Raw genomic sequence first — 22,714 nt, 5'->3', positions numbered from 1 at the left:
CACCCGGGGAACACCGTGCCGACCCATGCGCGAGGGTGCGATGTCACGACCTCCGACCACCCAGCAGTTCGTACTCGACGAGCTGCGCAAGGCGATCCTGTCCGGGGAGTTGGCCCCGAACCAGCCGATCAGACAGGACTCCGTGGCCCGACGACTCGGGGTCAGCCGGGTTCCGCTGCGCGAGGCGCTGAAGACCCTCGAAGCGGAGGGGCAGGTGGTCTACCGCCCCCACCGGGGATACACGGTGGCCGAGCTCTCACTGGAGGACCTGCTGGAGGTGTACCGACTCCGGGAACTGCTGGAGACCGAGGCCGCCCACCACGCGACACGTCGCGCTGAGACGGCGGAACTGGAGCGGGTGGCGGCCGAGCACCGGGCGGTGGCCGAGGCCGCCGAACGCGAGGACCTGGTGGAGATGATCGCCGCCAACCGCCGGTTCCACTTCGCGCTGCTGGAACCGGCCGGGATGCCGTGGCTGATGCGCGTGATCCGCACCCTCTGGGACGCCACCGACGCCTACCGCGCCGTGTACTACAACTCCGTGGACAACCGTGGCCGGGTGCTCGCCGAGCACGAGGCGATCCTGCGGGCCGCCTGGGAGCGCGACGGCACGGAGCTGGCCCGGTTGCTGCACGCGCACCGACAGCACGCCGTGGCCGCACTGCGGGACACGATGCCGCCCCCTTCCGGGGGAAGCGCGACGCACGGGCCGGAGGGGCGGTCCCACCGGACACACTCCGACGGGCAGAGCCCCGCGCCGGGACACCACGACGCGGGGCCTCCGCCGTTTCCGGAAGGGAGCGGTCAGGAGTAGTCGTAGAACCCCCTGCCCGACTTCTTGCCGTAGAGCCCGGCGTCGACCATGCGCTGCAACAGCGGCGGGGCAGCGTAGTTGGGGTCCTTGTACTCGGCGTGCATCGACTCGGCGATGGCGGCGACCGTGTCCAACCCGACCATGTCGGCCAGGGTCAACGGCCCCATCGGATGCGCACAGCCGAGCACCATGCCGTTGTCGATGTCCTCGGCCGAGGCGAAACCGCTCTCGTACATCCTGACGGCCGAGAGCAGATAAGGCACCAGCAGGGCGTTGACCACGAAACCGGCCCGGTCCTGGGCCCGGATGGCCCGTTTGTCCAGCTGGTCGGTCGCGAACGCCGCCGCGCGCCGCACCGTGTCCTCCTCGGTGAGCAAGGAGGGCACCAGCTCCACCAGCTTCAGCACCGGAACGGGGTTGAAGAAGTGGATACCCAACACCCTGCCCGGGCGCCCGGTGGCCGCGGCCAGCTTCGCGATCGGGATCGAGGAGGTGTTCGAGGCCAGGATCGCCTCCTCGTCGGTGACCACCCGGTCCAGTTCGGCGAACACCGAACTCTTGATCTCCGGGTTCTCCGCCACCGCCTCGACGACCAGCTGGCGGTCGGCGTGCTCGGACAGCGTGGGGACGACACGCAGCCGTGCCAGGGCGGCGTCCCGCTCGGACTCCTCCAGCTTTCCGTTGCGCACCGCCCGGTCCATCGAGCCACCGATCCGTTTCCGGGCAGCCTCGGCGGCGGACTCGTCGACCTCGGAAACCACCACGTCGAGTCCGGCACGGGCTCCCACCTCGGCGATCCCGGCCCCCATCAGGCCACCGCCGACGACCCCCAGTCGCTGGATCTGCTGCACCACTCGCGTCCTTTCGGATCGGGGAACCGGACAACGGTCTCCGCTGCCCGCACTACAACGAACTCAGGTATTACCGGACGGTAACCCTACCGGCGGTCATTGTGTCGTGCCACGGTGCGGGAAGGAAAGTGGCACCCCCGAACGGGCCGCCCCGGACGGCGCGGAGGGAGCCGCCCCCGGTGCGGGAAGGAGAACCGGGCCCCTTCAGGACGAGGTGGCGGTCGGCTCGGCGAGATAGTGCGCGAACCACGCCCCGGCGGCCCGTGTCACCTGTTCCAACGCCCCCTCCTCCTCGAACAGGTGGGTCGCCCCGGGAATCCGGTGAACCTCGTTGTCGGCGGGAATCCTGCCGGCCACCCGCTCGTTGAGCTCCAGCACCTCGCGGTCCCGCGCACCGACGACCAACAGCGTGGGCACCCGCACCAGCTCCGGTCGGTCCACGGCGAGATCGGGACGTCCACCGCGGGAGACCACGGCCGAGACCCGTCCCGGTCGCCGCACCGCCGCCCCCAGAGCGGCCGCCGCGCCGGTACTGGCTCCGAACAGTCCCAGCCGGCGTTCCCGCAGCCCGGGATGCTCGGCCACCCAGTCCAGCACCCCGAGCACCCGCACGGTCAGCAACTCGATGTCGAAACGCAGTCTGCCCGTGCGCTCGTCGGAAGTGTGCTCGGCCGGGGTGAGCAGGTCCATCAGCAAGGTGGCGAACCCCGCCCGGTTCAGTCCGCTGGCCACGGCCCTGTTACGCGGGCTGTGCCGCGAGGAACCACTTCCGTGCACGAACACGACGAGCCCGTCCCGGTTGTCCAGTCCGGCCAGATCCCCCGTCAGGAACTCCCCCGTGGCCGTGTCCCGGGCGGGCAGCGACACCGTCCCCCGTTCGACCCCGTCCTGTGGGGCTCCTCGTTCAGCGACCACTGTCCTCCACCCGTTCGGTTTCCTCCGCGGGACCGTGGTGCACGGCCCCGCGCGTCACTCGTCGAACTCCGTTCCCTCGTCCACCTCGGCCGTTCCGGCCTCGTCCCCCGCCGCGGTGTCCTCCTCCGCGCCGAAGTCCGGACGTTGCTGGGCCAAGCGTTCGTCCAGGTCGTCGTCCTCGGAACGCTCACTCGGCGTGGGACGCCGTCTGGTCACCGTCGACCAGTGCGAAGGCGGCTCCACCCCGCCCTCCATCGGGTCGGTGCCCAGCTCGTCCTCGTCCAGGTCCCCCGCGGACTGCAACTCGGCGGGATCACTGAGCTCCTCGTCCGACGGCTCGTCCGCCGAGGGAGCCCGCTCGTCGAACGGATCGGACATCTGCGCCCCCTGCTCCGTCGAGACACCACGACCTTCACCGACTCCTCCCCGGTGATTACCGTTCGACGGTCCACCCAAACGAACCTTTCCGACCGGCCGACGGACACGAGACCACCCAACTCGTCGGTTCCCATTGCGTCCCGCCGCCACGTGCCCGAAGATCACGGCGAGAGGTCCTTGCGGAACGGTTTGCCTCGGCCCGCGCCCGTCCGACGCACGAAGCCGCCCCGGACGGCGGGGACGAAAGCCATCCCAGGGGGCCGGAACCGCATCGGGTCCTCGGCCTGACCGGGTGTCTTCCCTGCCGCGCCGGTTCAGCGCCCCACCCGAGCAACCCGTCCTCCGGTCCCCCCGCATCCCGTCGAAGGAGGTTTCCGGCATGGGTCAACTGCAGGTCGAGGTGGAGGCCGCCGACGTGGGACTCGCCCCGGAGAGACTGCGACGCATCGAACACCACCTGGCGAAGTACGTCACGGCGGGCAAGCTGCCCGGATGGCTGGTGCTGATCGCCCGCGGAGGCAAGATCGCCTACCTGCGCACCCACGGAGCGCGGAACGTGGAGGAGGGTCTGCCCGTGGAGACGGACACGATCTTCCGCATCTACTCGATGACCAAACCGATCACCTCGGTGGCGGCGATGATGCTCCACGAGCGGGGGCTGCTCCAGCTGACCGATCCCGTCTCCGACTACGTCCCCGAGTTCGCCGACACCCGGGTCTACCTGGGAGGTCCGGCGGCGGCCCCGCAGACCCGTCCCGCCGTCGAACCGATACGGATCTGGCACCTGCTCACGCACACCGCCGGGCTGACCTACGGTTTCCACCGCGTCCACCCGGTGGACCAGCTGTACCGGGAACACGGTTTCGAAGCGGGCTATCCCGAGGACGCCGACCTGGCGAGAGCCTGCTCGGAGTGGGCCGAACTGCCGCTGCTCTTCGACCCCGGCACGCGGTGGAACTACTCGGTGGCCACCGACGTGCTGGGGAGGGTGATCGAAGTGGTCAGCGGCAGGAACCTGGACGAGTTCCTCCGCGAGCACATCTTCGACCCCCTGGACATGCGGGACACCGGTTTCCGTGTTCCCGAGTCCGAGCTGGATCGGCTGGCAGCGCTCTACAGCGCCGACCGTGAGGGGCTGGCCGTGCGCAACACCCGCCTGGACCGCGTGGGCACACGCCCGCCGCAGGTGCTCTCCGGAGGTGGTGGGCTGGTCTCCTCGGCCCGGGACTACCACAGGTTCACCCGGATGCTGCTCGGTGAGGGGGAGCTGGAGGGCACACGCCTGCTCGGCAGCAGAACGGTGCGGTACATGACCCGCAGCCACCTGCCCGGGGGAGCGGACCTGACCGAACTCGCCACGGGAACCTTCTCCGAGGTCACCAACGCGGGCAAGGGATTCGGGCTGGGGTTCTCCGTCGTCGAACGACCGGAGGCGGGCAAGGTCCTCTCCTCCCCCGGGCTGTACTCCTGGGGCGGTATGGCGAGCACCGTGTTCTGGGTGGATCCGGCCGAGGAGCTGACCGTGCTGTTCCTGACCCAGCTCATGCCCTCCACGGCGCATCCGATCCGCACCGAGCTGCAACCGCTGGTCTACCAGGCGCTGGTGGACTGAACGGAGACCACACGACCCGCTGCCCGTCGGGTCCCGTGTCGGGGCTTCGGTCCCGTCCCGGGGCCACCGCCGGGTTCAGCTGCCCCGGTTCTCGCCCAGCTCCTCCACGATCGGGTTGCTGGAGGTGCTCGTCTCGTGCTCGGCCAGCCCGTCGGCCGTACGTCGCGTGTTCTGTTCTGCCTTGTCCGCCTCGCTCTGGCCCGCCTCCGAGGCCGGATCCAGCGACACCGAACGTTGTACCTCGGTCAGGTTCGCGTAGTCGTCCGCGCGCGGCATGGCCCGCAGCGCCGCCAGCGTGTCCTCGTCGGCCCCGTTGCGTTCCGCGTGGGCGACCAGCTCGTCCTTGCCCGCCGGGAAGTCCACGGAGGACAGACTCGTACGCAGCTTCTCCCTGTCGGTGGTCATGACACTCCCTTCGGAACCAACAGCCCGTCGCCGGGAAGCACGCCCCTCGGCCGTGCCCCGGGAGGGCGGAGTCAGTGGCCACTGCCCGAATCGCTGTAACGCAGCACGGCCCCGATCCCGGCGGTCAGCGTGATCCGTTCCGGCTCGACCAGCACCAGCTCCGCGTCGGTACCCACCAGGGCCTGCAGTACCGCCTCGTCGGCGGAGACGCTCACGGGGGAGGAAACCCCCATGTCGGTGAGAGTGCTCCGCTCGACCGCTGTCTGGTTGGGGTCCGGGCCGATCCACAGGCTCTCGGGGGACTCGCCCACCTCCTTGGTGCTACGCAGCACCGTGGCCACCTGGCCGCGCTGCAACGCCCCCACCGTGTCCGCCCAGCCGTCCACCGCACGGTCGTGCTGCCCGCGTTCCCGCTCGAACTCGCGCACCGTGGACTCGGTGCGTTCCCGCACCACCGAGCGCACCGCCTCGTGGACCTCCTCACGCAGCGTCTGTTCCGAGGCGTTGCGGTCCCGGTGGCTCGCCTCGGTGGCCACCACCCGGTCACGCAGCCCCTTGTGCAGGTGGTCGTACACCATCCGACGCATCCGCACGTCCCCGGCGAGCACGATGACCTCGGCTCCGGTACGTAGGGCCCGGGTGTCGACCTCGGCGGCCACCTGACCGGCGTTGCGCAGCCACTGCTCCTCGACGGCGTCGTGGTGGGACTTCTCGTGCCCCTCCCCGGCGGTGTGACTCTTGTGCAGCGGCGTGGCATCGCCCTGCACGGTGACCACTCCGCTGTGCCCGGCCGCGTCGACCACGTGCAGATCCGCACCGGTGCGGTCGACCAGCACCAGGACGTGGGGAACCCGGGCTCCGCGCAGACGCAGGTAGGGCATCAGATGCGGCACCGGTCCGAGACGCGCCAACTCGTCGTCGGAGAACTCCTCGGGGGCTTCGGGCAGCTCGTCCCGGAAAACGATCCCACCTCCTGCGGCGACCAGGACGTTCCCCCGTCTGCCGGTCCGCCACTCGTGGGATCCCACCGTCTCGTCGACGGCACGCAGGTCCTCGGCCGAGGCCCCGTGCTCGGCCAGCCGTTCCCGGGCCGAACGCCAGCGCAGCTCGATCTCCTTTCCGGCGTCGGCGGAGTCGGCGGAGGTGTCCAGGTACACCGTCACGAACGGTCCCTCATGGGCGTAGACGTGCTGCAGATACCCGAGCTTCATCGAAATTCGCACTCCTGCCGTCGTCTCTGGTCCACCGGCCCCGTCGGCACCGCGAGTCCCGCGGGGACAGCCACCTCACGGGAGAGGATCAGCCGGTCCGCTCGGTCTGTCGGGAACGGAGGCGGTGCGGCCCCTCGGCGATCTCCTCCACCAGCTTGGCGCAGAACGCCTCCAGATCCGCGGGGGAACGACTGGTGACCAGCCCGGAGTCGACCACCACCCGTTCGTCGGTCCAGTGGGCACCCGCGTTGCGCAGATCGGTGGCCAGACTGGGGTAGGAGGTCAGTCTCCTGCCGCGCACCACGTCGGCCTCGATCAGCATCCAGGGGGCGTGGCAGATCGCGGCCACCGGTTTCGACTCGCGGAAGAAGTCCCCCACGAAACGCACCGCCTCCTCGTGGCGGCGCAGCATGTCGGGATTGGCCACCCCTCCCGGAAGAACCAGTCCCGCGTAGTCGGCCGCGCTGACCTCGTCGACGAGCCTGTCCACCGTGAACGTGTCCGCCTTGTCCAGGTGCTCGAACGCCCGCACGGGCCCGGAGGAAACCGACACCAGTTCGGCGTTTCCTCCGGCCTCCCCCACGGCACGCCAAGGGGCGGTCAGCTCCACCTGCTCCACTCCTTCGGGGGCCACCAGGAAGGCCACCCGCGAGCCGTGCAACCTCGCCGTCATCCGGTGATCACCTCACTCCTCGTCGCCACTCCGGGTGCTGCCGGGCAGGCACCGCTGTTGACGGTCACCGGAGCCCCGTCACCCGGCGATACCCCGAGCCGGTGCGTTCCCAAACCTCGAACCCGACAGGAGCCCCCGAGGTGAGGCGGTAGGTTGTGGGACAGGACCGAAGCCGACCAGCGGAGGTGGCCAGTGCGGCCAGGTGAGACCGTCCCCGACTTCGAGCTCCCCGACCAGGAGGGAACACCCCGTTCCCTGTCCGGGCTGTTGAACAACGGCCTCGTGGTGCTCTTCTTCTACCCGGCCGCCATGACAGCGGGTTGCACCGCCGAGAGCTGCCGGTTCAGAGACCTGGGCACCCAGTTCGCCGCTCTCGGCGCCCAGCCGGTCGGTGTCAGCCCCGACCCGGTGGACAAGCAGGCCCGGTTCGCCGAGTCCCACTCCCTGTGGTTCCCGTTGCTGTCCGACGAGAACGCGACCGTGGCCGAACAGTTCGGGGTGCGCCGCGGTTTCGGACCGCTTCCCGTCAAAAGACACACGTTCGTGGTGGATCGGGACCGGAGCGTGCTGCACGTGATCCGCAGCGAGTTCCGCATGGCCGTCCACGCCGACAGGGCGATCGAGTTCCTCCGCTCCCGTAGCTGACCGAGCACGAGGGTCAGGACGTCGTTCTGGAGGCGCAGTCCGGTTCGAGCAGCCTCCGCACGGAGGGGGAGTCCACGTTATCCCTGGTGACCAACCGGGCTCCGGTGTCGGTGTCCGCGAAACGCGGGCTTCCGCCACGCAGTTCGTCCACGGTGGCCCGCACCGACTCGTAGCCCATGCGGAACGGGTCCTGGGCGATCAGCCCCGTCAACACCCCCTGCCGCAGGGCACGCACCTGTCCTTCGGAGGCGTCCCAACCCACGATCCGGATATCGCCGACTCTGCCCGCCTGGCGCACGGCCTCGGCGGCACCGAGCGTGCTGGGTTCGTTCGCGGCGTATATTCCGTCCAGATCGGGGTGCGCGGTGAGGATGTCCTGGGTGACCTGCAACGCTCGGTTGTAGCTGCTGTCGCTGGACTGCCTGGCGACCAGTTCCAGGCCGGGCCGTTGCCGCAGCTCCCGGTGGAAGCCCCGAACCCTGGTGGCGTTCGTGTTGGTGCCCGGTTGGAACTCGATCAGCGCCACCGTGCCGCTTCCACCGATCCGGTCGGCCAGCAGCTCGGTCCCCCGCTCGGCGGCCGTCACGTTGTCCGTGGCGAACACCGGCACCTCCGGGGGTTGGGGGGTGGTTCCCGAGTCGATATTGGCCACCGTCACGCCCTGCCGCAGGGCCGTGCGGGTGACGGGAGCGAGCGCCCTGGCGTCGGTGGCCGCGTAGACCAGCCCGTCCAGTCCCTGGGCGAGCAGGTTCTGCAACAGGCTCTGCTGCCCGCTCACGTCGCTCTCGGAGGTCACACCGTCCCAGTGCAGGTTGATCCCGTCGTAGCGCTCGGCGGCGCACTCGGCTCCCCGACGCACCCGCTCCCAGAAGTCGAAGCCCAGGGCCTTGGGCACCACGGCGACCCGCGAAGCTCCGCCACCGTCCCCCTGCTCGGCGGCTCCGGGCCGATACACCCGGGCCCCACAGGCGGTGGAGACCAGCAGCGGGATCAGACAGCAGACCAGCAGCACACCTCGCACACGACCACCCCGAGAGCGGCACACGGCGACCACGGGCACGACACCGCCGGCCGTCATCCCCGCGCACCGAACTTTCCGCGCCGGTAACCGTCCCACCACACCGCCACCCAGATGATCACTCCGATCAACACGTTCTGGTAGAAGGTCCCGATACCGAGCTGCACCGCCCCGTTGCGGATCACCGCCACGAGGAAGGCTCCGATCAGCGAACCGAGCACCGTCCCACGTCCGCCGAACAGACTGGCACCGCCGATCACCACGGCGGCGATCACGTCCAGCTCCAGCCCCTCCCCGAAGTTCGGCTGCCCGGAGTTGATCCGCGAGGCGGCGATCATCCCACCGAGCCCGGCGAAGACCCCGGACAGCACGTAGACGGAGGCGGTGTGCCTGGCCACCGCCACCCCCGAGAGCCGGGCCGCCTCCGGGTTGGAGCCCAGCACGTAGGCGTACCGGCCGAGGCGGGTGCGGGTCAGCACCAGGTGGCCGATCACGGCCACGAGCACGATCACCAGCACCGGGATCGGTACCGGACCCAGCACTCCCTGGCCGAGCAGCCGGAACGAGTCCGGGGCACCGAACACCGCCACGGCGCCGGTGAGGATCAGCACCACTCCGCGGGCGACACTGAGCATGCCCAGTGTCGCGATGAACGGCGGCAGTCCCACCCGGGCGACCAACAGTCCGTTGACCAGCCCGGCCGTGGCCCCCACCGCGATCCCGCCGAGGATTCCGAGCAGCGGGTTCAGTCCGTGTTCGGCCATCAGCAGCACTCCGACCACGCCGGACAGGGCCGCGACCGAGCCCACGGACAGATCGATGCCACCGGTGATGATCACCATCGTCACCCCGACGGCCATCACCGCCTTCACCGAGGTCTGCGAGGCCAGGTTGAACAGGTTGTCCGCGGTGAGAAAGGACGGTGCCACCACGGACAACACGACGAAGAGCACGATCAGGGCCCCCGCGGCGGCCACTCCGGACACCGCGCCCGAGTTCCGCAGCCGGGTCCACGGACCGGCGCGTTCTCCCCGCCGCGTCCCGGTCTCACTCATCTCCGCCTCCGGCACCGGTCGCCAGTGCGACGAGACGCCGTTCGGAGAACTCGACGCGGTCCAGCTCACCGGCGACCCGGCCGGCCCGCAACACCAGAACGCGGTCGCACATGTTCATCAACTCCGGCAGATAACTGGAGATCAGCACGATAGCCCTGCCCTCGGCAGCCAGTTCGTCGAGCTGCCGGAACATCTCGGACTTGGCGGCCACGTCCATGCCGCGTCCCGGCTCGTCGACGAAGAGCACCCCGGCGCCGGTGCGCAGCACACGGGCGAGCACGACCTTCTGCTGGTTGCCTCCGGACAGCAGCCGTACGGGACTGTTCACCCGTGGTGTCCTGATCCCGAGGCGATCCCGGTAGTGCTCGGCCTCGTCGCGTTCGGCACGGAGATCTATCAGCCCACCCCGCGTGGGCGGGGCACCGAGGGTGATATTGACGTCCACCCCCAGTTGCAGGGCCAGCCCGTCACCCTTCCTGTCCTCGGTCAGGTATCCGATTCCCGCCGCCATGGCCTCCCGGGGGGAGCGGACACGCAGGTCTCGACCGTCCAGGGTGAGACGGCCCGCGGTGGCCGGTTCCGCTCCGAACACGGCACGGGCCAGTTCGGTACGACCGGCTCCGATCAACCCGGCCAGCCCCAGGATCTCGCCCGCCCGCACGCTCAGGTCGACGCCCCGCACCGCCTCCGCGCGTTCCAGCCCGCGCACCCGGAGCCGAACCGGACCCGGTTCGCGGAAGACGCGCGGGTACAGGTTCTCCACGTCACGACCGACCATGGAACGCACGAGCGCGGCCTGGTCCAGTTCCCCGACGGGACGGGTGGTCACCACTGATCCGTCCCGGAGCACCGTGACCCGGTCACCGATGGTGAAGATCTCGTCCAGGCGGTGCGAGACGTAGCAGACGGCCGTGCCGGTGGCGGTGAGCGACCTCAGCACGGTGAAGAGCTCGGCACTCTCCTGTTCGGTGAGGCTGGCGGTCGGTTCGTCCAACACGAGCAGTCCGGTGTCCACGGCCAGGGCCTTGGCGATCTCGACGCGCTGCTGCTGTGCCGTGGACAGCGTCCGCACCGTGCGGGTCTCCCGCACGTCCAGCCCCACACGACTCAACAGCCGGCGAGCCCTCGCGCGCTCCACACGACGTCGTATCCAGCCGAGACGGCCGGGTTCGTGGCCGAGGAAGAGGTTCTCGGCGACCGTGAGGTCCGGGGCCAGGGCGAACTCCTGATGCACCATCGACACGCCGAGTCGTCGGGCGTGGGCCGGACCGCGATGAGCGACGGGAACACCGTCGATCTCGATCCCGCCCGAGGTGGGAGCGTCCACCTGGGCGAGGATCTTCATCAGCGTGGACTTGCCAGCGCCGTTCTCCCCGGCCAGGACGTGGACCTCCCCGGCGAACACGTCGAGGCTCACGTCCGTCACCGCGTCCACTCCGGGAAATCGTTTGCTCACCCGGAGCAGGCGCGCCCGGGGCACCTCTGTCGGCTCCGCGTGCCGCGCGGGTTCCTCCACCACCACGAACCTCCCGACGGCTCGGCGCATCGCCCCGGAGACACGAGCCGGATCATAACCACTCCGGAGATCCCCCGGAAGGATTTCGCCCCGGCGAGTAACCAATCCACCACGGAATGATTCGGAACACTCGGTGGTCCCCCGGTCGGACTCGTCGAGCGGTTCGCAACCCGGCATCGGTCCGCACGTCGTAAGGTTGGGACCGAACCGGCGAAGGGGGAGAAACAGGTGCAGCCGCTGCTGGACGGCGATCCGAGCAGGGTCGGGGACTACCGACTGTTGGCCCGTATCGGCAAGGGCGCGATGGGGGCCGTCTATCTCGGCAGCTCCCGGGGAGGACGTCCGGTCGCGGTGAAGGTGGCCAAACCGGAGCTGGCCGCCGACGAGGAGTTCCGCGAGCGTTTCCGCCGCGAGGTGCGCATGTCGGCCGCCGTCGGCGGGTTCTGGACCGCGACCGTGGTCGACGCCGACCCCGAGGCCCCACACCCCTGGCTGGCGACCGAGTACGTGCCCGGCCCCACCCTGCACCGGGCGGTGGCCGAGCACGGGCCGTTCCCGGAACACGCGGTGCTCTCCCTGGGGGCGGGGCTGGCCGAGGCACTTCAGGCCGTGCACCGGGCCGGGCTGGTGCACCGTGACCTCAAACCCGCCAACGTGCTGCTCGGCCCGGACGGTCCCCGGGTCATCGACTTCGGGATCTCCCGGGCGATGGCCTCCACCGGGATGACCTCCACCGGGATGTTCTTCGGCACCCCGGGGTTCTTCTCCCCCGAACAGACGATGGGAACCGAGGTGGGCCCACCCAGTGACGTGTTCTCCCTCGGGGCAGTGCTCGCGTTCGCGGCCACCGGTTCGGCCCCCTTCGGGGACGAGAACACCCCCGCCATGCTCTACCGGGTGGTGCACAACGAACCCGAGCTGGACGGGCTGCCGGAAAAACCTCGTCGGCTGGTGGCCGCCTGTCTGGCCAAGGACCCCAACGCGCGCCCCAGCACGGGGGAACTGCTGAACACCATCGGGGACTCCGCTCGCCCGTCCGGAGAGTGGCTCCCGCCCGACGTGACCGCTCTGATCACCGGACACGCCGCACAGCTGGAGCGGGTACTGCACCGCTCCACCCGACAGCTCGACGGCTCACCCGCCGCACGGGAACGGGTCGACACACTCTCGCCCGCGGGATCCGGCCCACCCGCCTCCGGCTCCGCCGGTGCCGGACCATCTCCGGAGCCCTCCCCCAACGCGGCGCCCCGGCGGAGTCCCCCGGAACAGCCCCCCACGGCTGAGCCGTCCGCACGGCCCTCCCCACCGGGTCCGCCCCGGGAGGAGGTCCGCGCGGAGCTGCCGGGGCAGGTGTTCCGCACGGCCGGACACCTGAGCGCGCTGCTGTGGTCGGGGTTCTCGGCTCTGCTGGCCTACGGGGCGATACGTCTGGGCGGACAACTCCACCTCACCGCCTCCATGCGGGCCGTCCTCGCGCTGGGTGTGTTCCTGCTGGTGCTCAGTGCCGTGCTCTCGCTGGCCCACGCGCTGCTTCCCGGCAAGAAACTCAAGATCAACCAGGACGGTATCCGCATCTCCCGAATGGGGCTGCACCGACAGATCCCCTGGAAGCACGTCGGCAGGGTCGCTCTGGTGGGTGCCGGGAAGAAGCAGGCCCTGGCGGTGTGGCTCGTTCCCGGCGTGTCCCACGACTCCCGCTGGTGGCACCGGGTCCGCGAGTACCGCGGTGCGAGCAGGATCTTCACCATCGGCGCCAGTGGCGGATGGTGGAAACGCCGTCGGGAGGCGCGGCGGCTCCGTGCCGCGCTGCGACAGTACGCGCCGCGCCGTTACGACTCACGGGTGCTGTGAGCGGTGTCCGCGCACCGCCCGGCTCACACCACGGCCCCGGAGAGGGCTCCGGAGACGCTCGGCAGGAAGCCCTGTTCGTGCCCGGCCGCGTTGGGGTGGTACGACTCCTCGGCGGGGTAGGAGAGGCCGTTGATCCACGGCTGCGCACCGCAGACACCGTGTCCGGCGAACTCCTCGGTCACGTCCACGAACGAGAAACCGGCCTGGCGCGCCCGCTGCGCGACGACCCGGTTCAACGTGTCGGCGCCCTCGTTGAGCCGCTGCCTCTCGAACCGGGTCAACGGGGAGAGACAGGGGTCCGTCTCGAACAGCCTCGGGTACCCCACCACGGCGACGCGCGCGGAGGGAGCCGCCGCCGCGATCGCGTCGTAGGTGTCGTCCAGCAGCCCGGGAAGCTGTTCGGTGGCATAGACCTCGGCCTCGGAGACCGCCTGGTCACAGGACTGTTCGCTCTCGGTCACGCAGGTGGTCACCACCGGGCCGAACCCGACGTCGTTGCCGCCGACGGAGACGGTGACCACGTCGGTGCCCTCACTCAGGGCCGTGACCTGCTCGGTTCGCACCCCCTCGGTCTTGGCCCCGGCGCAGGCGACGAAGGAGAAGGAGTCCGCCCCGACCTCCGAGGCCGCCAGGCTCGGGTAGGCCAACTCGCTCCTGCGGCAGTCGCCGCTCTCCGGTAGGTACTCTCCGGTCCCCAGTCCGGAGGCGTAGGAGTCTCCGAGGGCGACGTACTCGAAGGGCTCCGCCTGCGGTTCGGCACCGGCGAGTGGAGCCGACAGGGGGAGTAACGCCGTCGCGAACGCGACGGAAAGACAACTGGACAACGCTGATCTGCGCACGAGTAACCTCCGGTGGCCGTGATCGACTGTTCGTGACTATCAGCGATCGAGAGGCCACGAAAGGCGCACACGGGTGACCGGAGGAAAATCGCTCCCTTCGGGTGATCACGGCTGGGAAAAACGGCGCATCCGCCCGGGAGACGGCGCTGTTCCGCCCGCAGCAGCGGCACGGCCCGCTCCCCGGGGAATGCCGGGTTTTTCCGCACCGGCTCGGACACGGCGGCGAAGCACTGTCACGAGCTCCACCTGAACCGGGGAAAACGCAACGAAACAAAGAGAAGGACGGCCACGAAGCAACGAATTGCCGTAAAAAGCAACGGGTTCCGGCTGAAACAGTCGTCGTCACGACATAGCCTGTTGCCATGACAGCGGCCGTACCCGGCGTGCGTGACACGCCCTTGGAGACATCCGACTTCCTCGCGCTGGACGAGACCTACTCCACGCACAACTACCACCCGTTGCCGGTGGTGCTGGCGACGGCGTCCGGATCCCGGATGACCGATGTGGACGGTCACGACTATCTGGACTTCCTGGCGGGCTACTCCGCGCTGAACTTCGGACACCGCCACCCGGATCTCGTCGCCGCGGCCACCGAACAGCTCGGGCGTCTGACCCTGACCAGCAGGGCCTTCCACCACGACCAGTTCGGACCGTTCTGCCGCGAGCTGGCCGAACTCACCGGCACGGAGATGGTGCTGCCCATGAACTCCGGGGCCGAGGCGGTGGAGTCGGCCCTCAAGGTCGCGCGCAAGTGGGCCTACCGGGTGAAGGGGATCGCCGAGGACCGGGCCGAGATCATCGTGGCCGGCTCCAACTTCCACGGCCGTACCACCACGCTCGTCTCGTTCTCCACCGACCCCGAGGCACGTGCCGACTACGGTCCCTACACCCCCGGCTTCGTCGTCACCGAGTACGGCGACGCGCGGTCCGTGGAGGAGGCCATCACCCCGCACACGGCCGCCGTGCTGGTGGAACCCATCCAGGGCGAGGCCGGCGTCGTCGTCCCGCCACGGGACTACCTGCCCCGGCTGCGACGCCTGTGCGACGACAACGACGTGCTGCTGATCTGCGACGAGATCCAGTCCGGGCTGGCCCGCACCGGCGAGCTGCTGGCCACCGACCACGAGGGGGTCCGCGCCGACCTGTACACCCTGGGCAAGGCGCTCGGCGGAGGGATCCTTCCCGTCTCGGCGGTGGTGGGCAGCCGCTCCGTGCTGGGAGTCCTCCAGCCCGGCGAGCACGGCTCCACCTTCGGTGGTAATCCGCTGGCCTGCGCGGTCGGACGTGCCGTGATCAGGCTGCTCTCCGACGGAAGCTTCCAGCAGCGCTCCCGCGAACTGGGCCAACAGCTGCACGACAGGCTCGGCGGGCTGGTCGGCCGGACGGTCACGGCCGTCCGTGGTCGTGGGCTGTGGGCCGGAGTGGACCTCCCCCCGGAGGGCCCCACCGGACGCCAGGTCTGCGAACGCCTCCTCGAACACGGTGTGCTGTGCAAACAGACCCAGGACAACACGCTGCGCATCGCCCCACCGCTGGTCATCAGCACGGAGGAGCTCCACGAGGGGCTCGACGCGGTCGTGAGGGTGCTGGACGGGAACTGACCCGGAGGCGGTCCTTCCCTACCTCGTGGTCCGCCCGTCGAGCCCGCTCCGCCGGGCGGATCACGACCTGGCCAGCTCCCGGGACAGGGCGGTCAGCCTGCTCAACGCACGCAGGTACTTCTTCCGGTACCCGCCGGCCAGCATCTCCTCCGTGAACAGGGCCGACAGCGAACTCCCCGAGATCCGCACCGGCACGGCACGGTCGTAGAGCCGGTCGACCAGCGCGACCAACCGCAGAGCCACACTCTGGTTGGGGACGGCGTGCACCCCGCTCAGGTGCACGGCGGTGACCTCGTCGACCATCTTCCCGTACTTCGACGGGTGGACACGCCGCAGGTGCGCGCACAACTCCCCGAAGTCGTCGAGCGTGCTCCCCGGAGTCCGGTGGGCCAACCCGACCAGTTCGTCCTCGCCCAACGGCTCCGGCGGCTCGGGGAAGTCCCGGTGGCGGTAGTCCGGTCCGTCGATGCGCACCACCGTGAAACGTTCGGCCATCGCGTGGATCTCACGAAGGAAGTCCACGGCGGCGAACCTGCCCTCCCCCAGCTTGTCCGGCAACGTGTTCGAGGTCGCGGCCACCCGCACCCCGGCCTCGGTGAGCTTGGACAACAACTGGGTCACCAGCATGGTGTCGCCGGGGTCGTCGAGTTCGAACTCGTCGATGGCCAGCAGACGGTGCTCCGAGAGTCGGCGTACCGCCTCCCCGAACCCGAGCACCCCCACCAGATTGGTCAACTCGACGAAGGTGGCATAGGCTTTCGGCCCCTCCACGGCGTGCCACATGGAAGCCAGCAGGTGGGTCTTGCCGACACCGAACCCGCCGTCCAGGTACAGCCCCGGCCGGAAGCCGTCCTCTCCCGCGGTCTTCCCGCTCACCCGACCGAACAACGCGCGCAGCCACGAACCGCCCCGGCTCGTCCCCCGTCCGATCTCGGAGACGAACTCACGGCACCGCGCCACCGCCTCGGCCTGGCTCGGCTCCTCGGGGTTCGGTACGTAGTTGTCGAGGCGAACCCCGTCGAAACGCGGCGGCGGTGCCAGCGCGGCCACCAGTTCCTCGGAACCGAGCTCGGGGTGACGTTCCACCAGGCGCGGGGTGCTCATGGGGGAACTGTAACCGTTCCTCCGACGAGGGTCCTCGGCGTGCTGAGATGGGGCAATGCACCAGCTGTGGCCCATCTCCACGACAAAACAGGTGGACAGCGAGTTCACCGACGTCGAAACCCTGGAAGGGATCTACGCCTACCCCACGGGACTGGACCGCCCGTGGCTGAGGGTGAACTTCGTCTCCAGTCTCGACGGCGCGGTCGCCGTGGAAGGCAGCTCCCGGGGGCTGTCCAGCCCCACGGACCAGCGGGTGCTGGCCCTGATCCGGGACCTGTCCGACGTGGTGCTCGTCGGAGCGGGCACCGCGCTGGCCGAGGGATATCGCGGGGTGCGGCGCACCGAGGTCCGCAGCAGACGGCGTCGGGAGCGCGGACTGGGCGAGGTGCCCCCGATAGCCGTGGTCACCGCCCGTGGTTCGGTCCCGGTGGACTCACCGTTGATCACCGACACGGTCGCCACCCCGATCGTGGTGACCAGCGCCGCCTCCCCCGTGGAGTGGCGTCGCGAGCTGGCCCGGGCCGGAGCGGACGTGATCGTCGCCGGAACCGAGGAGGTGGATCCACCACACGTCCTTCGCGCGCTGGCCGAACGCGGCCTGTACCGGATCGGGTGTGAGGGCGGCCCCGCCCTGTTCGGCTCGCTCGTGGCCGCCGATGTGGTCGACGAGCTGTGCCTGACGGTTTCGCCCCTGCTGACCGCGGGCAGAGCCAGTAGGATCGCCTTCGGCGACGGTGTGGAAGCGCCCCGGGGAATGCGGCTGCTGTCGGCACTGCGCGCCGATGACTCCGTACTTCTGCTCCGCTACGGGAGAACCGCGGAATGACCGAGGGAGTCGACGCCGACGAACGGGCGACGGGGAGCGTCCCCGACGACAGCGCCCTGCTCATGGCCGCCAAGGAGGGCGACACGTCGGCGTTCGACTCGCTGGTGCGAACCCACACGAACCGGCTCTACCGGGTCGCCCTGCGCATCGTGGACGACCCGGTCGAAGCCGAGGACGCCGTGCAGGAGGCCTGGGTCTCCGCCTGGCGCGCGTTGGCCACCTTCCGCGGGGACGCCGCCGCCTCGACATGGTTGTACCGGGTGGTCACCAACGCGGCGTTGAGCCAGGTCCGCAAGCGGAAACCGACCGTTCCGCTGGATCTCACCGAGGAGTCTCCCCTCACCGCGGTCTCCCCCGAAGGCACGGGGGACCCGGAGGGAGCGGCGCTGCGGGAGGAGGAGACTCGACGGGTGCACACCGCCATAGCGCGGCTCGAACCGTCCCAGCGGTTGCCGCTGGTGCTCCGCGAGCTGGAGGGCATGTCCTACGAGGAGGTGGCCGAGGTGCTGGAGGTCAACATCACCGCCCTGCGCTCCCGTCTGCACCGGGCACGGCTGGCGCTGCTCACCGAGTTGAGGGAGGTGCCGTGAACGTGGAAACCCCCGTGTCCGACCGGCCCCTTCCGTGCGGACACAGCACCGGCGAACTCCTCGACTACCACCTGGACGGGGAGGACTCCGCCCTGGAGCAACACCTGGCCACCTGTCCGCACTGCCAGGCCGAACTGGCCGAGATCGCCGAGCGCTGGGGGGCGGTGCGGCGCGCCGCCGAGACCCCGGTACGGGCCCCGGAGGGTCTGCTGGAACGGACGCTGGCCGTTCTGCGGGAGTCCCGGGACCACGACACCGGCGAGTGGGTGGAACTCCAGCAGGAACGCGGCAGGCTCTACATCCGGCCCACCGCGACCGTGTCCCTGACGCGCGGGTTGGTCCGGCGGATCCTGCGGGAGACCCCGGAGCTGACCCTGCTCTCCTGCGTCCCGGAGGGGCGGGTGCTGCGCGTGGACCTGGTGGCGACCTACCCGGCGGCGGCATGGCGTCTGCTGCCCGGCCTCCGGCAGCGGATCGAGGCCGAGCTCGTGGAGCACCTGGGGGTGAGTGCCCCGGAGATCACCGTGCGCCTGGCCGACGTGGCCCCACCCACACGGAACGAGCACGAACGATGAACACCCGAGTCACATCCCCCGATCGGGGGGTATTCCGGAACGAGCCGGAAGGGCGGGAACGGAACTAGCATCTGACCGGACACACGGTCACCACCGTTGCCGAGAACAACCGACAGCTGCCAACAAGACCCGCGGAGGGAACCCATGAGTCAGTCCGGTGGCACCCAGCACACGAGCACGTCCGGTTCCACACGGTCCGGCGCGGACCAGTCCGGAGCGAGCGAGACCGCAGCCACCATCCCGGAGTCCCGTTCCGGAGGCACCCCGGCCCGACTCGCCGACGACACCAGCCAGGGGAAAACGAGCATCTCCTCCTCCGTGGTGCAGAAGATCGCGGGAATAGCGGCACGGGAGATCGCCGGCGTCCACTCGATGGGTGGCGGGGTCTCGCGCGCGTTCGGGGCCCTGCGGGAACGCATTCCCGGCGGCAGCGGCAGCTCGAACATTTCGGGAGTGCAGGTCGAGGTCGGCGAACGTCAGGCGGCGATAGACCTGGACATCGTCGTGGAGTACGGGGCGGCGATCGTGGACCTCGCCCGGGCGGTGCGGCGCAACGTGATCCACAGCGTGGAGCGCATGTGCGGCCTGGAAGTCACCGAGGTCAACATCTCGGTCAACGACATTCACCTGCCCTCGGAGGACGAGGAGGAGAACGGCGGCAACGGAGGCGGGTCACGGGTGCAGTGACCCGGAGGGGCCACGGCCACCCGGTCGTGTCCCCTCCCCGCCCCGGAGGAGAACCCCATCGCACACGTCCCGGAGACGGGGAGACGACGTTGAACAGTGAGAACGCCCCGGAGACCCGGAGCAGTCCGGCCGAGCGCCTGGCCGAGGCGGCGCTCGGCCATCCCTGCGTGGTGCGGTTGGACGGTGGAGAGTACGGCACCCTCGCCACTTACCTGCCCGGGCGACGGGTCACCGGAGTGCGGTTTCCTCCGGACGGCCCGCCGGAGGTGGGAGTGGTACTGCGCCTGTCCCGACCAGTGCCCGAGATCGTCACCGAGCTGCGCGCCCGGCTGGAGGAACTGACGGGGCAGGACTCCGTGAACATCACGGTGAGCGACGTGATTGCCCCCGAGGAGTCCTCCCCTCCCGAACCCTCGACGGGAAGACACGATGACCGGGACGGATGAGTACACACGGGACCGCTCCGCGGCTCGTGCACGACTGCGCGAGTTCGTCCGCACACATCACCCCGACGTGGGCGGGGACCCCGAGACCTTCGCCGCGGGCATCGCCGCGTTGCAGCGCGGACGGGACGAGGCCGACGGGTTCTCCCCCACCCCGCCGACAACCCGGGAAACCCGCGCCGGAGACACGGTCGTGATCGTCCGCCGGGACGGTCTGCGCGGGCTGCTGGCGCGGCTGCGGGAATGGCGGAGCCGTCGGAGACGCGGTCCCCGGGTGCTCTGAGCACCGGGCGCGTCGAGCAAGCACACAACACCGAACAGGAAGGTTTTCGTGGTGAACGCGACACAGACCGGCTTGCTGGCCGGACTGATACTCGGCGTGGCGGTGGCCCTGGGGGGTTTCACCGCGTTCCTGATCACCGCGGCCGTCGGCGTGCTCGGTTTCGCGGTGGGCCGCTTCGTGGACAACGGCATGGACGTCGGTGAGCTGTTCGGCCGGGGCAGGGACCGTTGACCGAGACACTGGACACCCGCCACTCCTCGGCGAGTCCCGAGGAGCACTCCACCGAGGCGTCCGAGCGCGGGACGCTGCGGATCGACCGCGAGGTGCTGCGCAAGATCGTGGAACACACGGCGAACCTGGAACCCGACTGCGTGGACACCCCCCGACGCTTCGGGGCGGGTGGACACGGCACGAGCGCCCGGGTGAGCGGCCCCGACAGGGCGCTGCGGATACGGCTCGACCTCGCGCTGCGCTACCCCGCCCCGGTGGAGGCCACCATCCGCGCCGTGCGCGAGCGGGTACGAACCGAACTCGACCGCATGACGAACTGCCGGGTGCACGCGATCGACGTGCGCGTCAACGCCCTGGTCCCCCACCCCCGGAAACCCCGAGTGGATTGAGCGATGCGTCTTGTCATCCGGTTGCTCACGGTGCTGCTCGGCCTGGTTCTGCTGGCCGCGGGAGCACTGCTGCTGACCGAGATCGTCCTGCTGACGATGTTTCCCGACGTCACCACCCCGCTGCCGGACAGCTCCTCCCTGGAGGACGAACTGAGCGCGGTGTCCTGGAGATCCACCGTCGTCCGGACGGGGGCGGCCGTCACGGCGGTGCTCGGCCTGCTACTGCTGTGGTTCTCACTGCGTGCGGGACGTGGTGAGATCCGGCTGCACGATCCCGCCGAGGGCGTGACCGTGGTCACGCGTCCCCGCTCCCTGGCCAGGGTGGTCGGCCACCGGGTGCGGGCCCAGCAGGGGGTCGCGAAAGCCACCGTGGTCGCTCGACGCGGAGCGGTACGGGTGACCGCGCTCGGCGACGGTGAGGAGTCCGAGGACCTGGAACACAGACTGCGGGAGACGGCACGCACCGCCGTGGACGAGCTTCCGCTGGTCTCCGCCCCGAAAGTCTCGGTCACGGTTCGCCCGGCGAAACGGGACTGAGCCCGCACACGCCCGAGGAGCCCACAGTGGAAACGGAACGAGCCAACGCCCCCCGCGACGGCGGCGGGAACTCCGCACGGCTGCTGGGGAGAACGATCGCCCTCGAACGGACGGTGACGGCGCTCGTGGGAACGCTGGCCCTGTTGGTCGGCACGTTCGTGTTGCTGGTCGGAAGCGGTGCGTTGGGCACCTACCGAGCGAGACGTCCCCTGCTGGACCCGCTCGCCCGACGCTGGATGACGGACCAGCCCCGTCTCACCCTGGCCGCCGCCGTGGTACTCGGGATCGTGCTGATCGTGCTCGGTCTCTGGTGGGTGGTGCGCGCGTCGCGCCCCGAGTCGCGGCCCGACTTCCGCGTCGGGGAGGGCGGTGACGGTCGGATCTCCCTGTCCGGCAGGGCCCTGGCCGAGGCGATCCGCACCGACGCCCACGAGGTCACCGGGGTCGTCGGCGCCCGGGTACGCACCACCGGAACTCAGCGACGTCCCGGGATCCGCATGGTGCTGTCCCTGCGCGACGACACCGACGTACGCGGGGTCTGGGAGGAACTGGACCACAAAGTGCTGTCCCGGGCGCGCAGCGCCCTGCAGACCGAGGTGCTGCCCACCGCGATCCGCCTGGAGTTGGACCGCTCCCGGGAACCGAGGGTGCGCTGAGGCTCCGCCGGTTCGGAGCTCAGGCGCTTCGTCCCGTTCTGGTCGCCCCGACGGATGCGGCCACCACGCAGCCCACGGCCAACCACTGCGCCACCCCCAGCGTCTCGTGCAGCACGACCAAGCCGGCCAGCGTGGCCACGGCGGGCTCCAGACTCATCAGCACCCCGAACACCCTGGCCGGAAGGCGGCGCAACGCCTCCAGCTCCATCGAGTAGGGGATCACCGAGGACATCAGCGCCACCACGAGTCCCGCGGCCAGCACGCCGGGGCGCAGCAACGCCGAGCCGGACTCCACCACGCCGAGTGGCAGCGCCAACAGCGCGCCGACGGCCATTCCCACGGCGAGTCCCCTCCCGCCGGTGGTTCGGTCACCGAGTTTGCCCCCCATGACGATGTAGCCCGCCCAGCACGCGGCGGCCAACAGCGCGAAACCGACTCCGACGGGATCGAGCCCTCCGTCCATCCCGGACAGCAGCAGCACGCCGACGGCGGCGAGCGCGGCCCACACCACGTCGAGCCCGCGCCGCGAACCGATCACCGCCACCGCCAACGGGCCGAGGAACTCGATGGTGACGGCCACTCCGAGGGGGATGCGTTCGAACGCCAGGTAGATACTGGTGTTCATCCCGGCCAGCACCACACCGTAGCCCGCGACCACGAGGAAGGTCCGCGGCTCCATCCGGAGTGAGGGCCGCCACACCAGCAGCAGCACCGTCGCGGCGACGGTGAGGCGGATAGCGCTGATCCCGAACGGCCCGGCGAGCTCGAACAGGCGTTTGGCGAAGGCCGCACCGACCTGGAGACTGATCATCCCGGTCACCACGAACAACGGTGGCGGGGCGGCTGCGAACGCCCTGCCGGACAACCTGCCGAGCTCCGCGACGACTCCACGGCCGGTCGGGGCCTCCTTCGCGCGCTCCACGTCGACCTCGCACTCCCTTCCTCCCGGGCGTCACCAGCGACGGCTCCGGCAACCACCGGGCCGCGGCCCCGGAGCACCGACCGGAGA

Annotated in this window: 27 protein-coding genes; 15 read left to right on the top strand and 12 right to left on the bottom strand. The window is 70.1% G+C overall.

Annotated features, from left to right (window positions below; all coding sequences use genetic code 11):
- Window positions 1-40 precede the first annotated feature (40 nt).
- Entirely contained in the window at window positions 41-814 is a 774-nt protein-coding gene (locus ACTMO_RS20350) for a GntR family transcriptional regulator (RefSeq protein ID WP_084792301.1), read from the top strand.
- Here the strand turns inward: ACTMO_RS20350 and ACTMO_RS0105075 are convergent.
- From ACTMO_RS0105075 to ACTMO_RS20345, 3 genes are all read right to left on the bottom strand, one after another.
- Window positions 805-1,665, bottom strand: coding sequence for a 3-hydroxybutyryl-CoA dehydrogenase (locus tag ACTMO_RS0105075; RefSeq protein WP_026448897.1), 861 nt, complete (start codon window positions 1,663-1,665; stop codon window positions 805-807). The genes ACTMO_RS20350 and ACTMO_RS0105075 overlap by 10 nt on opposite strands.
- 204 nt (window positions 1,666-1,869) lie before the next feature.
- A complete protein-coding gene (locus tag ACTMO_RS0105070; RefSeq protein ID WP_019853583.1) occupies window positions 1,870-2,580 on the bottom strand; it encodes a dienelactone hydrolase family protein in 711 nt (236 codons plus the stop codon).
- A gap of 54 nt (window positions 2,581-2,634) precedes the next feature.
- Window positions 2,635-2,958: a hypothetical protein gene (locus ACTMO_RS20345; RefSeq protein ID WP_019853582.1), complete on the bottom strand. Its 324-nt coding sequence runs from the start codon at window positions 2,956-2,958 to the stop codon at window positions 2,635-2,637.
- A 379-nt stretch (window positions 2,959-3,337) separates the two neighbouring features.
- Here ACTMO_RS20345 and ACTMO_RS0105060 point away from each other — a divergent pair, with 379 nt between their 5' ends.
- Window positions 3,338-4,570, top strand: a complete 1,233-nt coding sequence (locus ACTMO_RS0105060; protein ID WP_019853581.1) for a serine hydrolase domain-containing protein — start codon at window positions 3,338-3,340, stop codon at window positions 4,568-4,570.
- A 75-nt stretch (window positions 4,571-4,645) separates the two neighbouring features.
- On the opposite strand, the gene ACTMO_RS0105055 is transcribed toward ACTMO_RS0105060, so the two are convergent.
- The 3 genes from ACTMO_RS0105055 to ACTMO_RS0105045 form a co-directional block, all read right to left on the bottom strand.
- Window positions 4,646-4,975, bottom strand: coding sequence for a DUF2795 domain-containing protein (locus ACTMO_RS0105055; protein ID WP_019853580.1), 330 nt, complete (start codon window positions 4,973-4,975; stop codon window positions 4,646-4,648).
- Between the two features lie 71 nt (window positions 4,976-5,046).
- Window positions 5,047-6,186, bottom strand: coding sequence for a baeRF2 domain-containing protein (locus ACTMO_RS0105050; protein WP_019853579.1), 1,140 nt, complete (start codon window positions 6,184-6,186; stop codon window positions 5,047-5,049).
- An 88-nt stretch (window positions 6,187-6,274) separates the two neighbouring features.
- Window positions 6,275-6,859, bottom strand: coding sequence for a type 1 glutamine amidotransferase domain-containing protein (locus tag ACTMO_RS0105045; RefSeq protein ID WP_019853578.1), 585 nt, complete (start codon window positions 6,857-6,859; stop codon window positions 6,275-6,277).
- Window positions 6,860-7,051: 192 nt separating this feature from the next.
- Here ACTMO_RS0105045 and ACTMO_RS0105040 point away from each other — a divergent pair, with 192 nt between their 5' ends.
- Window positions 7,052-7,504 carry a peroxiredoxin gene (locus ACTMO_RS0105040; protein WP_019853577.1) on the top strand — a complete coding sequence of 151 codons (453 nt, stop codon included), beginning with the start codon at window positions 7,052-7,054 and terminating at the stop codon, window positions 7,502-7,504.
- 13 nt (window positions 7,505-7,517) lie between these two features.
- Here ACTMO_RS0105040 and ACTMO_RS0105035 read toward each other — a convergent pair whose 3' ends face one another.
- Genes ACTMO_RS0105035 through ACTMO_RS0105025 form a run of 3 tightly spaced genes read right to left on the bottom strand, consistent with a single transcriptional unit; the run spans window position 7,518 to window position 11,123 of the window.
- The gene (locus ACTMO_RS0105035) at window positions 7,518-8,525 is read right to left on the bottom strand and encodes a sugar ABC transporter substrate-binding protein (protein ID WP_026448896.1); all 1,008 of its coding nucleotides are present in this window, start codon (window positions 8,523-8,525) and stop codon (window positions 7,518-7,520) included.
- 53 nt (window positions 8,526-8,578) lie between these two features.
- Window positions 8,579-9,577: an ABC transporter permease gene (locus ACTMO_RS0105030; protein WP_026448895.1), complete on the bottom strand. Its 999-nt coding sequence runs from the start codon at window positions 9,575-9,577 to the stop codon at window positions 8,579-8,581.
- The gene (locus tag ACTMO_RS0105025) at window positions 9,570-11,123 is read right to left on the bottom strand and encodes a sugar ABC transporter ATP-binding protein (protein WP_019853574.1); all 1,554 of its coding nucleotides are present in this window, start codon (window positions 11,121-11,123) and stop codon (window positions 9,570-9,572) included. Before ACTMO_RS0105025 ends, ACTMO_RS0105030 begins: the two co-directional genes overlap by 8 nt.
- A gap of 198 nt (window positions 11,124-11,321) precedes the next feature.
- Between ACTMO_RS0105025 and ACTMO_RS0105020 the strand changes: the two genes are divergently transcribed.
- A complete protein-coding gene (locus tag ACTMO_RS0105020) occupies window positions 11,322-12,944 on the top strand; it encodes a serine/threonine protein kinase (RefSeq protein WP_026448893.1) in 1,623 nt (540 codons plus the stop codon).
- 23 nt (window positions 12,945-12,967) lie between these two features.
- Here the strand turns inward: ACTMO_RS0105020 and ACTMO_RS0105015 are convergent, their stop codons facing one another.
- On the bottom strand, window positions 12,968-13,783 hold the full coding sequence (locus ACTMO_RS0105015) for an SGNH/GDSL hydrolase family protein (RefSeq protein ID WP_026448892.1): 816 nt from the start codon (window positions 13,781-13,783) through the stop codon (window positions 12,968-12,970).
- Window positions 13,784-14,145: 362 nt separating this feature from the next.
- Here ACTMO_RS0105015 and rocD point away from each other — a divergent pair, with 362 nt between their 5' ends.
- Window positions 14,146-15,384, top strand: a complete 1,239-nt coding sequence (rocD, locus tag ACTMO_RS0105010; protein ID WP_019853572.1) for an ornithine--oxo-acid transaminase — start codon at window positions 14,146-14,148, stop codon at window positions 15,382-15,384.
- Window positions 15,385-15,444: 60 nt separating this feature from the next.
- On the opposite strand, the gene zapE is transcribed toward rocD, so the two are convergent.
- On the bottom strand, window positions 15,445-16,488 hold the full coding sequence (gene zapE, locus ACTMO_RS0105005; RefSeq protein WP_019853571.1) for a cell division protein ZapE: 1,044 nt from the start codon (window positions 16,486-16,488) through the stop codon (window positions 15,445-15,447).
- Window positions 16,489-16,543: 55 nt separating this feature from the next.
- Here zapE and ACTMO_RS0105000 point away from each other — a divergent pair, with 55 nt between their 5' ends.
- The 10 genes from ACTMO_RS0105000 (at window position 16,544) to amaP (ending at window position 21,705) form a co-directional block, all read left to right on the top strand.
- On the top strand, window positions 16,544-17,314 hold the full coding sequence (locus ACTMO_RS0105000; protein WP_019853570.1) for a pyrimidine reductase family protein: 771 nt from the start codon (window positions 16,544-16,546) through the stop codon (window positions 17,312-17,314).
- Window positions 17,311-17,904: an RNA polymerase sigma factor gene (locus ACTMO_RS0104995; protein ID WP_019853569.1), complete on the top strand. Its 594-nt coding sequence runs from the start codon at window positions 17,311-17,313 to the stop codon at window positions 17,902-17,904. The genes ACTMO_RS0105000 and ACTMO_RS0104995 overlap by 4 nt, the downstream gene beginning before the upstream one ends.
- Window positions 17,901-18,479 (top strand): anti-sigma factor family protein, encoded by a 579-nt coding sequence (locus ACTMO_RS0104990; protein ID WP_019853568.1) that lies wholly within the window; start codon window positions 17,901-17,903, stop codon window positions 18,477-18,479. The genes ACTMO_RS0104995 and ACTMO_RS0104990 overlap by 4 nt, the downstream gene beginning before the upstream one ends.
- A 144-nt stretch (window positions 18,480-18,623) precedes the next feature.
- Window positions 18,624-19,166 (top strand): Asp23/Gls24 family envelope stress response protein, encoded by a 543-nt coding sequence (locus ACTMO_RS0104985; RefSeq protein ID WP_019853567.1) that lies wholly within the window; start codon window positions 18,624-18,626, stop codon window positions 19,164-19,166.
- Window positions 19,167-19,255: 89 nt separating this feature from the next.
- Window positions 19,256-19,612, top strand: a complete 357-nt coding sequence (locus tag ACTMO_RS0104980; RefSeq protein ID WP_019853566.1) for a hypothetical protein — start codon at window positions 19,256-19,258, stop codon at window positions 19,610-19,612.
- Window positions 19,596-19,892 (top strand): hypothetical protein, encoded by a 297-nt coding sequence (locus ACTMO_RS0104975; protein WP_019853565.1) that lies wholly within the window; start codon window positions 19,596-19,598, stop codon window positions 19,890-19,892. The genes ACTMO_RS0104980 and ACTMO_RS0104975 overlap by 17 nt, the downstream gene beginning before the upstream one ends.
- Before the next feature lie 51 nt (window positions 19,893-19,943).
- Window positions 19,944-20,123 carry a DUF2273 domain-containing protein gene (locus ACTMO_RS0104970; RefSeq protein ID WP_026448889.1) on the top strand — a complete coding sequence of 60 codons (180 nt, stop codon included), beginning with the start codon at window positions 19,944-19,946 and terminating at the stop codon, window positions 20,121-20,123.
- Entirely contained in the window at window positions 20,120-20,512 is a 393-nt protein-coding gene (locus tag ACTMO_RS0104965; protein WP_019853563.1) for an Asp23/Gls24 family envelope stress response protein, read from the top strand. Before ACTMO_RS0104970 ends, ACTMO_RS0104965 begins: the two co-directional genes overlap by 4 nt.
- A 3-nt stretch (window positions 20,513-20,515) precedes the next feature.
- The gene (locus tag ACTMO_RS0104960; protein WP_019853562.1) at window positions 20,516-21,049 is read left to right on the top strand and encodes a DUF6286 domain-containing protein; all 534 of its coding nucleotides are present in this window, start codon (window positions 20,516-20,518) and stop codon (window positions 21,047-21,049) included.
- Between the two features lie 26 nt (window positions 21,050-21,075).
- Window positions 21,076-21,705 carry an alkaline shock response membrane anchor protein AmaP gene (gene amaP, locus ACTMO_RS0104955; protein WP_019853561.1) on the top strand — a complete coding sequence of 210 codons (630 nt, stop codon included), beginning with the start codon at window positions 21,076-21,078 and terminating at the stop codon, window positions 21,703-21,705.
- Between the two features lie 19 nt (window positions 21,706-21,724).
- Here amaP and ACTMO_RS0104950 read toward each other — a convergent pair whose 3' ends face one another.
- On the bottom strand, window positions 21,725-22,627 hold the full coding sequence (locus tag ACTMO_RS0104950; protein WP_019853560.1) for an EamA family transporter: 903 nt from the start codon (window positions 22,625-22,627) through the stop codon (window positions 21,725-21,727).
- Window positions 22,628-22,714: the final 87 nt, after the last annotated feature.

This window comes from Actinopolyspora mortivallis DSM 44261 (assembly GCF_000384035.1).
GTDB classification, from domain to species: Bacteria; Actinomycetota; Actinomycetes; order Mycobacteriales; family Pseudonocardiaceae; genus Actinopolyspora; species Actinopolyspora mortivallis.
This window is presented reverse-complemented; position numbering and strand designations above follow the sequence as displayed.

Bases quoted from the DNA above. Each gene is read 5' to 3' on its own strand.
- zapE (WP_019853571.1), bottom strand. From the start codon at position 16,488: ATGAGCACCCCGCGCCTGGTGGAACGTCACCCCGAGCTCGGTTCCGAG.
- ACTMO_RS0105025 (WP_019853574.1), bottom strand. From the start codon at position 11,123: ATGCGCCGAGCCGTCGGGAGGTTCGTGGTGGTGGAGGAACCCGCGCGG.
- ACTMO_RS0105055 (WP_019853580.1), bottom strand. From the start codon at position 4,975: ATGACCACCGACAGGGAGAAGCTGCGTACGAGTCTGTCCTCCGTGGAC.
- ACTMO_RS0104960 (WP_019853562.1), top strand. From the start codon at position 20,516: ATGCGTCTTGTCATCCGGTTGCTCACGGTGCTGCTCGGCCTGGTTCTG.
- ACTMO_RS0105030 (WP_026448895.1), bottom strand. From the start codon at position 9,577: ATGAGTGAGACCGGGACGCGGCGGGGAGAACGCGCCGGTCCGTGGACC.
- ACTMO_RS0105045 (WP_019853578.1), bottom strand. From the start codon at position 6,859: ATGACGGCGAGGTTGCACGGCTCGCGGGTGGCCTTCCTGGTGGCCCCC.
- ACTMO_RS0104975 (WP_019853565.1), top strand. From the start codon at position 19,596: ATGACCGGGACGGATGAGTACACACGGGACCGCTCCGCGGCTCGTGCA.
- ACTMO_RS0105000 (WP_019853570.1), top strand. From the start codon at position 16,544: ATGCACCAGCTGTGGCCCATCTCCACGACAAAACAGGTGGACAGCGAG.
- ACTMO_RS20350 (WP_084792301.1), top strand. From the start codon at position 41: ATGTCACGACCTCCGACCACCCAGCAGTTCGTACTCGACGAGCTGCGC.
- ACTMO_RS0105060 (WP_019853581.1), top strand. From the start codon at position 3,338: ATGGGTCAACTGCAGGTCGAGGTGGAGGCCGCCGACGTGGGACTCGCC.
- ACTMO_RS0105050 (WP_019853579.1), bottom strand. From the start codon at position 6,186: ATGAAGCTCGGGTATCTGCAGCACGTCTACGCCCATGAGGGACCGTTC.
- ACTMO_RS20345 (WP_019853582.1), bottom strand. From the start codon at position 2,958: ATGTCCGATCCGTTCGACGAGCGGGCTCCCTCGGCGGACGAGCCGTCG.
- ACTMO_RS0104985 (WP_019853567.1), top strand. From the start codon at position 18,624: ATGAGTCAGTCCGGTGGCACCCAGCACACGAGCACGTCCGGTTCCACA.
- rocD (WP_019853572.1), top strand. From the start codon at position 14,146: ATGACAGCGGCCGTACCCGGCGTGCGTGACACGCCCTTGGAGACATCC.
- ACTMO_RS0104995 (WP_019853569.1), top strand. From the start codon at position 17,311: ATGACCGAGGGAGTCGACGCCGACGAACGGGCGACGGGGAGCGTCCCC.